Here is a 15,083-nt window from a genome sequence, read left to right as displayed (position 1 = left end):
GACGGTAACCCGATCAGCCCAGCTCCGCTGTGTTTACGCTGGTCAATGACCTGACCGGTAACGGTCGGTGTCGTCTCGGCCGCGCTGCGCCGACCTTTCTCGCCTGAGTGAGTGACGTCAGGCGGCGTGACTTGACAGACCGACGCCACTCTCGCATCCTCCGAACAGGTGTTCGATGAGAGTGGTCGGGTTCGCCCGCGGGTGTGGTGCGCGGGTGTCTCCGGTGCGGGCTCGTGGTGCTGGAGGTGAGCGGCAGTGGCGGTACCGGAAGCGCTTGCCGAGCTGACCGCGATCGCCGGTGTCAGCACGGCCTCGCAGCTACGACAGCCGATCGCAGACCCAGCGGGACCTGCCGAGACGCTTCCAGTGCTGTCGACCTTGGCCGGGCTGTTGCCCAGCGGCGGGCTGCGGCGCGGGAGCACGGTGTCGGTGCTCGGGTCGACGTCGCTGGTCTTGGCGTTGCTGGCGGAGGCGACCCAGACGGGGTCGTGGGCCGCGATCGCCGGCATGCCCGACCTCGGGCTGGTCGCGGCCGCCGAGATCGGCGTCGACCTGGACCGGATCGCGCTGGTCCCCGATCCGGGTGCGGAGCTGATGGCGGTGCTCTCGGCGCTGGTCGATGGCTTCGACTTGGTCGTGCTGGGCCCGACCGTGTGCCGCGGGGCGCCGCCGCAGCTGGCGCGGCGGCTGGCCGGACGCCTGCGCACCCGCGGCACCGTACTGCTCACCGCCGGGCCCTGGCCCGGCGCCGACGTCGAACTGCGCCTGTCCGGCCACACCTGGCGCGGCACCACCCCGGACGGCCACGGCTACCTGCAAGCCTGCGACGTCGTGGCCAGCAGCCGCGGCCGCGGCGCCGCCACCCGCCCGCACACGATGCCCCTGCAGCTGCCGGGCACCGGCGGAGCAGTCGCCGCGAGCGAACCCCGCGCCACCCGGCCCCTGGTCGAGGTAGCCGGGTGAACAACGCGCCGCGCCTGCTGGTGTTGTGGTGTCCCGACTGGCCGGTCGTCGCTGCCGGCGCCGCCGCAGGAACCCCGCCGTTGGTTCCGGCGGCGGTGTTCTCGGCCAACCGGGTCGTGGCCTGCTCCGCAACCGCCCGCCGTAGCGGTGTCGGGCGCGGGATGCGACGCCGCGACGCGCAATCCCGATGCCCGGAGCTCGTGGTGCACCAGCACGACCCGGATCGCGACGCCAGGGTGTTCGAACCGGTCGCCGCCGCGGTCGAGCAGCACGCGGTCGGCGTCGAGGTCGTACGCCCCGGGATCGTCGCCGTCCCGGTCGGCGGCGCGGCCGGCTACTTCGGCGGCGAGGAAGCCCTGGCCGAGCGACTGCTGGACGAGGTGTCGGCGAACGCCGGGGTGGAGTGCCAGGTCGGGATCGCCGACGGCCTGTTCGCCGCGACCCTCGCCGCCCGCCGCGCCGCCTTCGTCGCGCCGGGTGGTTCGGCGGAGTTTCTGGCGCCGTTGCCGGTCGCGGAGCTGGATCAGCCGGGCGAGGACCGCGGGGAGCTGGTCGGGTTGCTGGGCCGGCTCGGGTTGCGGACGATGGGTGCGTTCGCCGCGGTCGCGGAGCGCGACGTCGCCGGCCGGTTCGGGCGGGACGCGATCGTGGCGCACCGGCTGGCCAGGGGGTTGTCGCAGCGGCCGCCGTTGCGGCGCGCGCTGCCGCCGGAGCTGGAGGTGGTGGAGGAGTTCGAGACGCCGCTGGAGCGCATCGATGAGGCGGCGTTCATCGCGAAGACGCTGGGGGAGCGGTTCTTCTCCGGCCTGGCCCGGCACGGCATGGCGTGCACACGGTTGGCGATCGTGGCGGTGACCGAGTCGGGCGAGGAGCGGCTGCGGGTGTGGCGGTGCGCGGAACCGCTGACCGCGCGGGCGACGGCGGATCGGGTGCGGTGGCAGTGCGAAGGCTGGCTCACCGCCGCGCCGGGGGACCGGCCGAACTCCGGCATCATCCGGCTGCGCCTGGTGCCGGAGGAGCTGGTCGGTGGTGAGGCGCTTCAGCTGCAGCTCGGTGCGATGGGCCGCGACGCCGACTCCGCAGAACGTGCCGGTCGGGCGATGGTGCGGATCCAGGGTCTGCTCGGTCCCGAAGCGGTGGTGACGCCGCTGCTGGACGGTGGTCGCACCTCAGCTGAGCGCGTACGGCTCGTTCCCTGGGGAGATCCGCGGGCCACCCTGACTGCGGATGCGCCGTGGCCGGGCCGGCTGCCGGCGCCGTCTCCGGCAACTACCCCACGACGCACGGTCCCGGCTGTGGTCCGGGACGCCGGCGGGCGCGATGTCGGGTGCACGACTCGAGGTGAATTGACCGAGCCACCGGCGACGGTTGCGGTCGGGGACGAAGTTCCGCTGTCGGTGATCAGCTGGGCCGGTCCCTGGCTGCACCGCCCCGCCCTCCAAGCCGAGAAGATCTCTCGTGTGGCTCGGGTGCAGGTCGTCCTCGCCGATGCGGCCGCCGGCCGGGACAGGGCGCTGATCTTGGCCGTCACGCTGGACCAGAACCCACAATGGACAGTCGAGGGGATCTACGACTGACCCGTCCCGAAACCTCCGATGGACTGCACCCGATTGGGTGGTTGCCCGAGGTTCGCTCCGTTGCGAAGCCGGTCTTCCCGACACTGAACGTCAGAACAGGCCGAGTCGAAAGCGAACGGGGGACATCGTGGGCGTGCTGCTGAGACCGACCCCGGACATGGGCGCCTGGGTCGTCGAGATGTTCACCGACCGGACCTGCCTTCGCCGGAGGGCGCCCGCCGACAGCGCATCCGCCGGCGCACGTACAGCCATGCCTGCTGATCCTGCGCAAGACGACGTCACGCTGCCGGAGCTGGACGTCGAGGTGGCGTCGTCAGATCGAGGCTTCGGGTTCGAGGTCACCGACCTCGCACCGGTGATCGCCACCCTCGACCAAGTCCTCGATGATCCTCTGTACCTCGACTACATCGGCCGAGTGAACGTCGACCTCGGCCGATGGACAGCCCCGCACGCCGAGGACGGCTGGATCACGATCGATGGGCCGGTCACCAATGCTGCCACCCGGATCCATGACCGCACGGTCGAGCTGAGCCACGTCCACGTCGCCGAATTGCGGCTGAAGCTGGTCGACTTCGCCGATGCGCTTGCAGTCGATGACACCTCGTGGTGACCGACAGAGCGGGGCGCGCGACACGAGCCGAGAACGCTCGGAGGGTGGCGAAACGGACGCCGCAGGCGCCGCCTGGCCACTAAATATGTCAGCCATCAACGTGTTCTCTTGGTAACTTCCGAGCGTGAACCTGACCGACCTCAGCAGTGGCTTCCGTGACGGGGCACAGTGTCGGCGCGCGCAAGCCGTGATTGAGGAACGGCTGGCGGATGACCGAGAACAGGATGAATGCCGCTACCTCATGAGGTTCATGTGGCAACTGGCCATGACCTACCAAGAGGTGTCGGCACGCGAACTTCAGGCGCACGTGAGCGTGGGCAAGCTGAACGCCGTCGAAGCGCTGATCGAAGCAATCAGGTGCTCACCCGACCGGATCGACGCCTGGATCCTGTCGGCAGAGCAAGCTTTCCCCATTATCCATGATCGAGGCCATGAAGCAGGGTTGTAACTCCGCCCCGTGCCGTAATCGCCAGTGGGGACCTTCGACAGCACGATCATGAGCACTCGCCACGGCGGCCCTGTCAACATCGAGGTGCCCGTCTCCTGGTGTTGACGACGGCTGGATCTCGCGTTTCGACCTCGACGTCCAGCGCCGTGGAGCGCGGCTGACCGGCTTCTGATGGGGTTGACTTGCCCATCGCTGGGCCGATGCCCGAGCAGTCATCGTTTGGCGTGAACTGGCCCGCGGACGGACCTGAACGTCCGCTTCTGCCGATGAGTGCGTAGTCGGTGCGATCGGGTGGTAACCGGTCCCCGTCAGGAGATCCCGAGGGTGTGCTGCCGCATCAACATCGACGAGACAGGACAGCGCTCTCACCTACCCCGACGCCGTCGTCCAAATGAGGTCAGCCCTGCCCGGCCTGCGCCCGCGCGATTAAGTCGCGGACACGCCCCGCCTCCGGCACGGCGACCAGACCCGTCAACATCAGGGATCCCAACGAAGAAAAGGGCATTACAGGTGCACGGACAAACCTGCCGAAGTCGATCGTTCCGCTGCCGTCCTGCCGGATCCGGGCGACCGGCGGCGGCAGCGTGCCGAGATACACCGACGCACGCGTCCTCCCCGAGAACCGATCGGCCAGCACAATCCGCCGGTCGGTTACGACGTACTCAGCACCGCGCCGCGCTCGCAACCTGACGGCGACCGGAACCCAGACGAACGCGACACCGCACACCCCGAGAGCCCATTCGAACGGCGATAGCGTGTGGCGCCTGGTCAACGGGACCACGATGGCCATGATCACCCAGAGCAGGCCGAACCCGAACTGGTATCAGTCGAACCGCGCGAGGGTGAGCCGCTGCGGCCGTCCCGACCACAGCAGCCGCTCACCCGGCAACAGAATATTCGTCGGCACACCCACGGCGACCTCCCGGCGTTCTTTGCCGGACTGACGCCCGGGAAGGCCCTCCGGGTTGCCCAGGCGGCCGAACTGCCCAGTTCCGGCTGAGCCAGCGCTGGACACCGCGAGGTGCAGGCCACCACACGATCCGGTGGCCGCGGCCGGGTCTTCGGTTGGGGCATGAAATCCCGCGGCAACCCGACCGACAACGGGCCACTTCAACCATCCCGAGCACCGAAGGACGACACGCAACAACCACAGTCTCAAGCCAGGCCGTCACCCACGCGAAAGATCCGGGCTAACAGTCCTGCTCAGACGGAGTCGCCTCGGTTCCGTTAGCGAGCTCCTCACTCTCGCGCAGCCAGAGATCATCGTTCATCTTAATTACAAGCGCAACCAGTAGTTTGAGCGCGGTGATGTAGGTACGGTAGTGCTCCTCTTCATCGGCGACGTCAAGAATTGCGCCATGCAGGTATTTGTTGCGCAGGTTCAGGCCATCGCTGAAGTCCTGATGATTGAGGCAGTAGTTGAAGTAGTTTGCTTCAGGCTTAGACAACAGCGACTCGGTCCGCACAAGCCAACCCTTTGCGACCATCTCATCAATTGCTTCGCGCGCACCCTTGTGGTGATGGTAGTAACTTGCCGCGTCCAACTCGTAGAGATCGCGCAGCACCACGAACTGGTCGGCACTTGCTAGTCGGATATGTCCCCCCGCGTTCTCGGCCACGCCGTGCGCGATTAGATAGTCGACTTGATCCTTCTGGTAGTCATGGAAGTCATCATAAAAAACATCGTGCTCGATGAGTAGTCGAGCACCGTTGTCAGCTCTAAGGCTCTCATTTATGTACCCCAAGCCGGACTGATCCGAGAAGAGTAGGTGAATGACGTTGTGGATGTCTGGGCTCTCGCCTGCATAGACATATTTGCCGACCAAGCAGCTCGGCACGTCTCGGTACTTGACCTGGGCAGACATCATAGCCAGCAGCTCAGGGTCAAACTCGCCGTTCTCCACGTAGAGCGAGAACTGCATGACGATACTTTCCATCTCGGCGAACAGATGCCGACTCTTCTCAAGGTATGTTGCAGTCCTACTTGAAGGCGCGAACCGTAGATTCGTCGCGCCAAAACCATCTCTCAAGTAGTCCGCGAAGAACCACGCGATTACCGACTCAAGCTCAACATCGTTGTGTCTGAGAAGTCGCTCATACATAGAGACCTGCAGGAAGGAACTCTGCTCCTTAAGACGAAAGGCGAAACCCGCTGGGTAAGCATCCTTTCCTACGGTTCCCATCACGCGTTCAATCGCTCCGAGTTCCGCCTGATACGAGGGTAGCGTCAACAGCATGTGACGATCTACGAACTCAAACACATAGAGAAAGTTGTTGAGGACCGTGGGGTAATCGAGGTTCTCATCGAACCACTCGCGACTGTAGGAGTACTTCGCCACGAGCCCGTCCCTTGATGCCTCCACAGGCTCATCTTGCCCCTTGGTGACAGTAATTTCACAGCCGATCACCATTCCGCCACCGCTAGACTCAAAGAACTCCTTTGTCCATCGTTCATGCTTGCGCTTCGCTTTGAGCTTCATCTTCTCGTCGATTCCAGCAGCCGCGTTGACGCGCGCGACAGAGATCAGCTCGAGAAGATTCGGATGCGCCTCCTCGCTATCTATGTACGCGTCAAGCAGTGCGCGCTTGTCCGAACTCTTCAAGCTCTGCGGCAAGTACATCTGCGAGCGAACATCACCGCTGAGATATAGTCGAATCACATGCTCAGCGTTGGCCACGTTTGAAACAAGACGCGTACGTATCTCTTCATCGTAAACCCGCACAAGGCTTCCACATGAGAGCATCGTGCCCGTACTGACGTTCAGGCTGTCTAGGATTGCCAGCACATTCGCGGCGGAGCAACGGCTGTAGACCTTGTGTCGTGACAGGAGTTCCAGCAAGTCCGCGTGATACTCATTACTGACCCCTGCGATCCGGCAACTCAGCGTTTCGTCGGTCAGAGAGCCAAAGAATTTGGACTCGACTTCATGCAATCCGGGAATGAGCGCCTTAAGTGCCGCGCGCTGCTCCTCGGAAGAGGATGCAGGAAAGTACCCGTTCTCCATGAAGAGTCGGGAATTATACAGTTCGAGAACGTCAGAAGCAGTGTACGTCGTGACTGATGCGTCGAACCGACTAAGAACCTCAGCTGCGCGTCCCGCCTGGAAATAGTTTCCGAGGTCCGCAGGACCAAAGAACTTCAGACGTCGATGTGGCGCGGGCTCGATGGTCATTCTTCTTACTATACTAGATTCACACCTCGGAGTCGGCTACCTCCGAGGTGGGTTACCCGGTTCAGCATCCGTCCGCCCCTGCGATGCATGAAGCCTTTGAGTTCCCCATGTCATGGCTCGTCGATCATGACTGTGGGCTCCACCACCCTCAGCTTCAGCGTGTGAGTAGTCGCCTCGAACTCCTGCACCGTTACATATCCGATCACTCTGCGTGAACGCACTCTCATGCCGCTGACCGCGGGCTGCGACGCCCCAGCTATACGGCGGCTATACCGGTCATCGGAAGTCTCGGGATGGCGCGGTCCCCACCGGCCGCCGCACCACCACGCACGTCCCCGAAGGAGAACCCCGGCGCGAGGTCGTGTGGGAGGACTGCGACATCCGCTGGCCGCTCGCGCGCACCCTCGCGCCGCAGAACGAGCCGGACGGAACTCCCGACGACCGGCGCCCGATGAACCCGCACGCATAGTCGCGCTGGCCTCGACCACCAGCAGCCCGTCCAGCGCGGCGTGCTCCGGCCGCCGGTCGAGTCCCCGACCGTCGCGTTTGACCCCGTGATGGCAGCCACCCGACCGGCACCGTACCCGTCGGGTGGCCGGGGTGGTTTCGGACGACCGTTGAGGGCGTACTGGCTCTACGTACCAAGTATCCTCAACTTGGTATTTCGGAATCCCTTTTATGTAAACAAATCACGTTCCTAATTATCTGCGTTTAGCAGGCGGAAACACGTTCTTTGAAGCCGTGACCCCCGCATGTAGTATCCCTGTAGTTCACATCCGAACGGGAGGTGGGCCAGCATTAAATTCAATTTATGGAGGTACTTATGGATCAGGTTGAGGTTTTCCAGTTCGTATTGGCGATCGTCTCGGACACCAGTAACACGGTGCGTGCCGGGGTGTTGATCATGTTGCTGGTGGTGTCGCTGTTCGCGTGCTTGTTCGGGATTCTGCAGCTTCCGGGGGTGGCAGCGACCCTGGGTGGCTGGCTGCTCGGCGGGGGCGCGCTCGGAAGGGCTGTCGTGCAGCGGAAGCGGGGCGGCCGCTCACGACGAGGGCGGGCGGGAAAGTGAGGTCGTCGCTGCCGGTTGGCCGCGCTACCGGGGCGCTTGCCTCGGGTGCGGCACCGCGCGCCGGCTGATGGCGGGCAACGGCGGCGAGGTCGCCACCACCAAGGCACGCCGGCCTTGGTGGTGGCGGCCGGGCGACGGGGCCGCCACCGGGCGACTCGGCGCGGGTCGGGGTCGCGGACCTGGACGCTTTCTACCAGCGTCGCGGTTCAGGTGTGGTTGAGGTCGTCAAGTTGTCGTTGGACGCGCTCGGCGTCGGCGTCGCGGCCTTGGTCCCGGTACAGCCGCAGCGCCTCCCGCCACACCGTCCGAGCCTGCTCATGCTGGCCGAGGGCGGCGAGGGGATGGCCCACGCCGTCGAGGGTGTCCGTGACCTCGTAGGTGTTGCCGAGGCCGCGGAACAAGGCGAGAGCGGAATGGTAATAGTCGAGGGCTTGGTGGTGGTCGCCGGTGTGGTGGGCGATGTAGCCCAGGCTGTCCAGGGTGCCCGCCTCGCCGACGGGATCGCGGTGGTGCCGATTCAGGGTGAGGGCGGCTTGGCAGTGCTCGCGGGCGGTGTCGAACCGGCCCAGGCGCGCGGCGTACCAGCCCACTGCGTTGAGTATGTCGGCTTCCCACACCGGCAGGTCGAGGGCGCGAAAGAGGGCGAGGGCATGGTTTGCGTGCAACAGGGCCTGCCGGGCGTCCCCCCGTCGTTCCCAGGCGAACGCGAGCGCCCGGTGGGTGTGGGCCTGTTCGGTGGGGGCGTGGTAGCGCAGGGCCAGGTCCAGCGCCCGCTCCAGGTGGGTGGTGGCCTGGTCGTGCAGGCCCAGCCGGGAGCAGGCACGGCCGAGGAACCGGTGGGCGCGGCTGCGGGTGGCGGGGTCGGGCAGGTGGTCGGCGGCGCGCAGAGCGGCCTGCCATGTGGTGATCGCCTCGTGCCGGTGTCCGCGTCGGAGGTGGAAGGTGTGCAGGTTCCAGGCGAGATGCCAGACGGTGTGGTGGTGGCCGAGAGTGGCGGCGGTGCGCTGGGTGGCCAGCAGGGTGGCGTGCTCGGCGTCTAGCCAGGCCAGCGCCGCGTCGGTGTCGGGCAGCGGGTGCGGGTGCACGCCGGGCGCGGGCGGCTCGGGCCGCACGAGCGGGCGGTGAGGCCACAGGAGGCGGTCGGCGGCGTGGGCGGAGTGCAGGTGGAAGTCTTCCACCCGGGTCAAGGCCGCATCCCGCACCTCCTCGGGCAGGGTGGTGTGGGCGGTGTCCGTGGCGTAGCGGCGGACCAGGTCGTGCATCGCGTACCGGCCGTCTGGCCGCCTTTCCAGCAGGGAGGCGTTCTCCAGCCCGCTCAGCGCCCGGCGGGCGAGGGGGTCGGGCAGGCCGGTGAGGGCGGCGGTGGCGGGAGGGGTGGTGTCGGGGCCGGGGGCGATGCCCAGCAGCGCGAACACGGTGCGCTGGGTGTCGGTGAGGTGGCGCAGGGACCAGGACAGCACGGTGGGCAGGCTGGCGGCCGGGTCGGTGTCGTGGTCGAGCGCCTCCAGGCCGAGGTCGCGCAGTTCGGCGGCGGTTTCGGCCGGCGCGACGTCGGGGCGGGTGCCGGCGGTGCGTGCGGTGATCGACAACGCCAGCGGGTGGCCTCCGCACAGCCTGATCAGCTCGTCCACCGCTTCGGGTTCGGCGGCGACGCGGTCGGCGCCCAGGCGGGCGGCCAGCAGGTCGCGGGCCTCCTCGGGGGATAGGACGTCCAGGGGCAGGTGGCGGGCGCCGTGCCGGTCGATCAGTGAGGCCAGCCGGTGCCGGCCGGTGACCAGCACCGTGCAGGACGGTGAGCCGGGCAGCAGGGGGGCGACCTGGTCGCTGGTGGCGGCGTTGTCCAGCACGATGAGCATCCGCCGCCCGGCCACCAGGCTGCGGTAGAGCGCGGCTTGGGCGTCGAGGTCGGTGGGGATACGGTTCGCCTCGACGCCCAGGGCGTCGAGGAACCCGCGCACCGCCGTCGCCGGCTGCACCGGTTCGCCGGTGGGGCTGAAGCCGTGCAGGTCGACGAACAGCTGCCCGTCGGGGAACCGCTCCAGGTGCCGGTGTGCCCAGGCCAGGGCGAGCCAGGTCTTGCCGATGCCCCCGGCACCGCCGATCGCCGAGACCAGCACCGTCATCCCCACATGTGCCGGACCGCTGGCTGGGGCTGCGGTGGTCGGTTCCGGCGTGTCGGTGCTTGGTCCCTGCGGTGCGGCGGCGTGGGTCAGGGCGCGGTCCAGGCGGGACAGTTCCGTGGTCCGGCCGGTGAACAGTCCCGGTGCGGCGGGCAGCTGTCGCGGGATGGTCGGCGCGGGTCGCGGGGGTGGCGGGTGCAGGTTCAGGTTGCCGTGCACCACACCGACGGCGGCACCGTGATCGGTGGCGATGACGTCACCGTGGATGTTCGTGGTCACCGCGGTGCCGGTGTCCGGGGTGGGGCCGAGGTCGGGCGGGTCGGTCGCCGACGTGGTGTGCCCGTGGTCCGCGTCGGCTAACGAGGGTGGTGCGGCTGCTGCGCAGAAGGCGGTGGTGTGCCGATGGTGAAGTGGTCGCCGGTGGCCGCACCGATCGTGATTCCTGCTCCAGTGCCGTGCACGCCGCCGGTGACGTTCACGCCGCGCGGCCCGGGAGCGTCAGTGATCGTCGTGTCCTGGGCGCTCGGCGCGCTTGAGGCCGCCAGGGCGAGTGTGGGCTCGACTTCACACAGCTGGTGGATCAAGGCGCTGACGTCGAAGCGGGTATGACGGCGGCGCACGGTCACAGCCTGGCAGCGCGCGAGTGCTTGCAGGTCGGCGGGCAGCTGCCCCTCGGTGGGCGTGTCCGTGTCGTCGACCAGAACTGGTACCACTCGGACTCCGGCGTCGAATGCCTCGACGATCTCGCCGCGGATCCAGTCAGCGGGGTCGTCGATTCGTCGACCGCCGGCAGGTGTGGTGACGGTTAGCCAGTCGCGGTCGATCACGACCAGCAGAACCCTGCAGCTCCGGACTCGTGTCATCAGTTCTTGGACGAAGTCGGCACCTGGCGGGATCGAGTAGCAGTCCAGGAACACCTGCTCCCGGCCGAACGTCGCGGCGAGATCGCGGTCGAGCAGCTCGCCCATGGCGCGGCTGTCGTCGCCACGGTAGTTGATGAACACCCCGCCCACGGCGGCTCCCATCCGTACCTGTCCTGTGTTGGCCAGCTGCCGATGAAAAGGATGCCCTACCACACATGCATACGTCGCTTAGCAACCTCGGAGGATAGGAACTGTCCACTATTTGACCAACAGCTGACGGCTATCTACCTGCGGCTACGAGGCGTCGAGGAGAGCCCGGCCCCCAGCGATGACCTCGATGAAAAAGGTCAGGTAGTTTGACGCGATCGGTGGAAAGTTGCGTCAAACTACCTCGCCTGTCGAAGCTCGCCGTGCTGCGGCAGGCCAGCTTTACTGTCGGTGGACAGAGTGGCCTGTCGAGCGATAAGCCAGCTGGCCATCCGGCGGGCATTCTGGTCACTCTCGTGGCCGCGCGACACTGAACTTGGCGTCGTCTCAGGCAGTCTGGTCGTCGCCTGTGCTCTCGCCGAAGTTTCAAATCGCGCTCGTCGATCAGAGGGCTGCCGTGCCCAACGGGCCGCCGCCGTGGCCGCCTGTGTCGCTACCGAGGTTGGCCGGAAGTACCTGGCATGGCTGCTCGGCAGCCGAGCGGAGGAGAGGGTTTTCGGCGTGACGGCCGCCGCTGCGGGCGGAGTTCATGCGATGTCTCGCTCAGAACGTCAGGTGGTGAAGTGGTCGAACGCCGCCATTCTCTTGGCCGTCGAACCGACGCAGTGCCCACTTCCCGAGTCGGACGACAGCCGGGTCGGCGTGGTCGGCGAGCAGCCCTAGTAAGTTCTTAGAGTTGTCGCCGGGTTGCGCAGTGACCGCGATGGCGTAGGCCGCGGCACGGCCGACGCGGACAAGCGAATGGTCGGATTGGCCCTTTCGCAGCAGGTCACCGAGCATGGGGTCCAGCGCGGTGCGTAGCCGCCGGGCTCCGTCCTCGGCGCCGGCGGGGCCGAAGCAGTCGCCGGCAGCGAACAGCGCGGCGTGCATGTCGGCGGCGAGGGCCGGTGGGACCGGGGTGCCCGGCCTGTCCTTGAAGTGGATGTCCATCCGCCGCTTGATGTCCTGACAGGACCACCGGATGAGCGACTCAACCGCGCGGTCGCGGTCTTGCAGGAAGCTGATGGCGAACAGGGCTCGGCAGCGCAGCCAGGTTGCCGTGTCGTCGTGTCGGATCACCCGTCCTAGCGCCGCGACGACGGGACCGGTCCATCCGCCCGCGGCGAGGGTGTCGATGGCGTGGCGTCGGTGAACGCCAGCGGCTTGCAGTAGAGCATGTTCGAATAGGGTCTTGGTCGCCGGGAGCACCGCCTGGGGCGTGCGCTGCGTCACGAATTCCTGCATGGCCTCTCGGATGACATCGAGTGCTGGCTCGTCGGTGACGTTGGGCCAGGAGTTACAAACTGCTTTCCCCTCCTCGATGTTCTGCTCCAAGGTCGTGGCCGCCCAGTGCAGCCCGCGCGGTACACCCTGGTCATCCTGCTTGGCCTCAGCGCGGAAAGTGGCGATCATCTGGCCGAGGTAATCCTTGATGTTGCCCTGGTAGCTCCGGTCGCCGTGCAGGAGCGCGCGTTCCCACAGTCCGGCGGCGGCCATGCCCCGTTCGCGCACGGTGGCATCCTTGTTGGATGCCCTGCGCTTTAGTGCGTCACTCACCCAGTCGTCGCCCCCAGGTGGTGACCACTTCGGCGGGATGACGATGGCGAGTTCGAGGTCGAGGGACCGGGCGGGGAACAGGCTCATCTCCCGACGGGTCTCAGCCTCCTCCAGCTGTGCCTGCACCCACGGCTTGATCACCTCTTCCGCATTGGCGTTGGCGTTGTTGATCATGACGACCGTCGTGACCGCGCGCCACACCCGGAAGCCGAGTGGATGGTTGCTGAGGGCATTCTCGAGGATCTTTTCGACCATCTCGAACGTGCCTTCGGCGCCGGCGATGCGTCCGAGCAGCATCAAAGCCTCGACGTTGTCCGGAGTGGGTGGGGCTGCGCCGATCAGGATCAGCCGGGTGACCACTTCCTGAAGCTTCTCCTTGTTGCGGTCGCGGACCTGCATCGCGTTGTCCGGAACCGTCCGCATCTTGCTCAGTAGGGCCGCACCGGTCTCCAGGACGTTCATCTCGGTGACCATGGGCCGGTCGATCTTTCGCTGCCACCAGGCTGGCGGGATGCCTGCCTCCAGGGCCTGCAAGTTCCCGACCCGCCGCAGTCGAGCGGCCAGCGCCAGCAACCCTCCGGTCCGGTCGAGCTTGGGCTCGATAGCCATCAGCCGCCGGTCCAGCATCTCCAGCATCTCGTCCGGAGGTTCCTTGAGTCGTCTGCCGAAGTTCGAGTTGCTCTTCCACTTCTCCATCGACGCCGCGATGCGTTCCTGGGTGTAACCGCGGCGCTTCACTCGCTCCAGCTGCGCCGTCACGGCGTAGTACAGCAGCTGGTTGGCGTCCTCAATGCTGCTGATTTCAACTGGCATAGCGCAACATGCAAGACCTTCGCCCCCAACGCGTCAAGACGCTAGACCGCTTTGCACGCCGTTCCGAGTTGAATCTGGGATGTTGTTGCAAAAACAACCTGCCCGCTCGGGCCGGATCACCTCCTGCATGCCGCCGGGAAGTGAAGAGGTGTCAACGAGGTGACGAGTGCTGGTCATCGGTCAGCGCGATAGCTGTTCATACCGCACCTGACCTGCGAAAACGTCCCCCGAATGTGTGGTTCCGCGGCTAAGCTGGTGACGAAATAAGTCAGGGCCGAACCGTTTGCCCCGGGTCGACCCTGATCAAATCGACACCGCGCCTTGGAGCACAAAATGTCGACAGCTCAGAGTAGCCTCAATTCGGGAGTTCGTCACCGTCTCACCAGTCTTCAGACGTGGGTGGCTACCTCCGGCTGCTGGAACGCCGCTAGCATCGTCATGCCGGACAACGTCACCGCCATCTGGCTCAGCGTCGCACTGGGCGTGGGTTTCGCCATCGGCAGCGCCGCGATCGGCGGGAAGCTCGAGAAGCGCAACGCCGACCGGGTGACCGGCAAGCGGCGGGCGAACCTCCCCTGGTTCTTCCACACCCTGCCGACCTTCGTCGGGCTGCTCACGGCGGCGTGGGCCACGTTCAGTGGCGGCCAGGACGGCAAGTTCGCGATCACGCTGATCCTGATCGGCGGCCACGCCGTCGAGTCAGTTGCGCCCTCGGTGCGCGCGGCCGTCGGCCGGATGCTCGACCGGATGAAGGTCGCGTTCGTCCGCGCGCTCGCCGAGGCGTTGCGCAACCTGGCCTCCGCTTCCAGCACTTGCCCTGCCGCCGATCTCACCAACGCCCTGCTCGCCGTCAAGGCAGAGCCCGCTGACGACAAGGCAGGCACCGGCCCGGTGCCCGCCACCGTCGACCACACCTCGGTGAAGAAGCCGAAGATGACGAAGACCGAGTCCGAGCCGGAACTCGCCGGCCGCGCCCAGTAATGAAAGCTCTCCATCACCAATCCGACCGGAGGACTGCCATGATCACCAGGGAAACTGTCGACATCCGGCTCGCCGAACGCCTGGGCGAGCTTCCGGCCGAGGCGATGCGGGTCATCGAGCGGACGCGCGACATGGCCTTCGGCGCCTACCGGGCCGACTCCGCAGTGCTTACCGGCTCGCTGGCACTGCTGCTGCAGCTTGGCAACGAGTGGGTGGCCCACGGGATGCAGGACCTCACGAAGCTCGAGGACATGTTCACCATCCTCGAGCCGGGCCTGCCCGAGGCTGACCGCGCCGATCTGCTGGCCGCAGCTCACAACCGGTACCACCAGGAGAAGACCAGCTACGCCGAATGGTTCGCTGGGAAAACCGCAGACGGGTCCGTGCACACCGACCGGCGGGCGTTGCGCGACTTCTTCCGAACCGAGGTTTACGCCGGGTTCAAGCTAACGATCGTGCTCGACGCACTGGATGTCAGGCACACCAGCGATCGGTAACGTCACCTCGTCAATGAGCCGTGACCTTCCCCTCGGAAGGTCACGGCTCATTTGATAGCCGTCGGGCCCCAGCGGCGGCCGAGGACACAAGTACCGGTAGGAGTCGTCCAGCACAGCGAGGTGCCCATGATCGGTAACGCGGTCGACTGCGCCGAGCGCAGCCCCGCTCCCACCCGATCCGCGCGCCCCGGATCAAGCCGCCGATCATGACATTGGTGTCGGCTGA

Annotated in this window: 12 protein-coding genes; 7 read left to right on the top strand and 5 right to left on the bottom strand. The window is 66.5% G+C overall.

Translation table 11 applies throughout. The features are described from left to right. Positions 1-255 precede the first annotated feature (255 nt). The 4 genes from OG494_RS24045 to OG494_RS24030 all read left to right on the top strand — a co-directional run bounded on the left by OG494_RS24045 (position 256) and on the right by OG494_RS24030 (position 3,598). Positions 256-963: a hypothetical protein gene (locus OG494_RS24045; RefSeq protein ID WP_328442768.1), complete on the top strand. Its 708-nt coding sequence runs from the start codon at positions 256-258 to the stop codon at positions 961-963. Continuing rightward, entirely contained in the window at positions 960-2,540 is a 1,581-nt protein-coding gene (locus tag OG494_RS24040) for a DNA polymerase Y family protein (RefSeq protein ID WP_328442767.1), read from the top strand. Before OG494_RS24045 ends, OG494_RS24040 begins: the two co-directional genes overlap by 4 nt. 127 nt (positions 2,541-2,667) lie before the next feature. Then, positions 2,668-3,150, top strand: coding sequence for a hypothetical protein (locus tag OG494_RS24035; RefSeq protein WP_328442766.1), 483 nt, complete (start codon positions 2,668-2,670; stop codon positions 3,148-3,150). Positions 3,151-3,274: 124 nt separating this feature from the next. Next, positions 3,275-3,598, top strand: coding sequence for a hypothetical protein (locus OG494_RS24030; protein WP_328442765.1), 324 nt, complete (start codon positions 3,275-3,277; stop codon positions 3,596-3,598). 397 nt (positions 3,599-3,995) lie between these two features. Here the strand turns inward: OG494_RS24030 and OG494_RS24025 are convergent, their stop codons facing one another. Continuing rightward, the gene (locus OG494_RS24025; protein ID WP_328442764.1) at positions 3,996-4,388 is read right to left on the bottom strand and encodes a hypothetical protein; all 393 of its coding nucleotides are present in this window, start codon (positions 4,386-4,388) and stop codon (positions 3,996-3,998) included. A 400-nt stretch (positions 4,389-4,788) separates the two neighbouring features. Then, positions 4,789-6,771: a hypothetical protein gene (locus OG494_RS24020; RefSeq protein ID WP_328442763.1), complete on the bottom strand. Its 1,983-nt coding sequence runs from the start codon at positions 6,769-6,771 to the stop codon at positions 4,789-4,791. Between the two features lie 823 nt (positions 6,772-7,594). Here OG494_RS24020 and OG494_RS24015 point away from each other — a divergent pair. Further along, entirely contained in the window at positions 7,595-7,840 is a 246-nt protein-coding gene (locus OG494_RS24015) for a hypothetical protein (RefSeq protein WP_328442762.1), read from the top strand. 206 nt (positions 7,841-8,046) lie between these two features. Here the strand turns inward: OG494_RS24015 and OG494_RS24010 are convergent, their stop codons facing one another. From OG494_RS24010 to OG494_RS24000, 3 genes are all read right to left on the bottom strand, one after another. Continuing rightward, positions 8,047-10,239: an ATP-binding protein gene (locus OG494_RS24010; RefSeq protein WP_328442761.1), complete on the bottom strand. Its 2,193-nt coding sequence runs from the start codon at positions 10,237-10,239 to the stop codon at positions 8,047-8,049. A gap of 77 nt (positions 10,240-10,316) precedes the next feature. Further along, positions 10,317-10,973 carry a toll/interleukin-1 receptor domain-containing protein gene (locus OG494_RS24005; protein WP_328442760.1) on the bottom strand — a complete coding sequence of 219 codons (657 nt, stop codon included), beginning with the start codon at positions 10,971-10,973 and terminating at the stop codon, positions 10,317-10,319. 600 nt (positions 10,974-11,573) lie between these two features. Next, the gene (locus tag OG494_RS24000) at positions 11,574-13,379 is read right to left on the bottom strand and encodes a hypothetical protein (protein ID WP_328442759.1); all 1,806 of its coding nucleotides are present in this window, start codon (positions 13,377-13,379) and stop codon (positions 11,574-11,576) included. Between the two features lie 438 nt (positions 13,380-13,817). Between OG494_RS24000 and OG494_RS23995 the strand changes: the two genes are divergently transcribed. Beyond that, positions 13,818-14,360 carry a hypothetical protein gene (locus OG494_RS23995; protein ID WP_328442758.1) on the top strand — a complete coding sequence of 181 codons (543 nt, stop codon included), beginning with the start codon at positions 13,818-13,820 and terminating at the stop codon, positions 14,358-14,360. A 38-nt stretch (positions 14,361-14,398) separates the two neighbouring features. Then, positions 14,399-14,857: a hypothetical protein gene (locus OG494_RS23990; RefSeq protein ID WP_328442757.1), complete on the top strand. Its 459-nt coding sequence runs from the start codon at positions 14,399-14,401 to the stop codon at positions 14,855-14,857. The last annotated feature ends 226 nt before the right edge of the window (positions 14,858-15,083 follow it).

The organism is Amycolatopsis sp. NBC_00438, from assembly GCF_036026695.1.
Lineage (GTDB): Bacteria > Actinomycetota > Actinomycetes > Mycobacteriales > Pseudonocardiaceae > Amycolatopsis.
The sequence above is the reverse complement of the archived record's forward strand: the minus strand, read 5'-3'. Positions and strand labels throughout refer to the sequence as shown.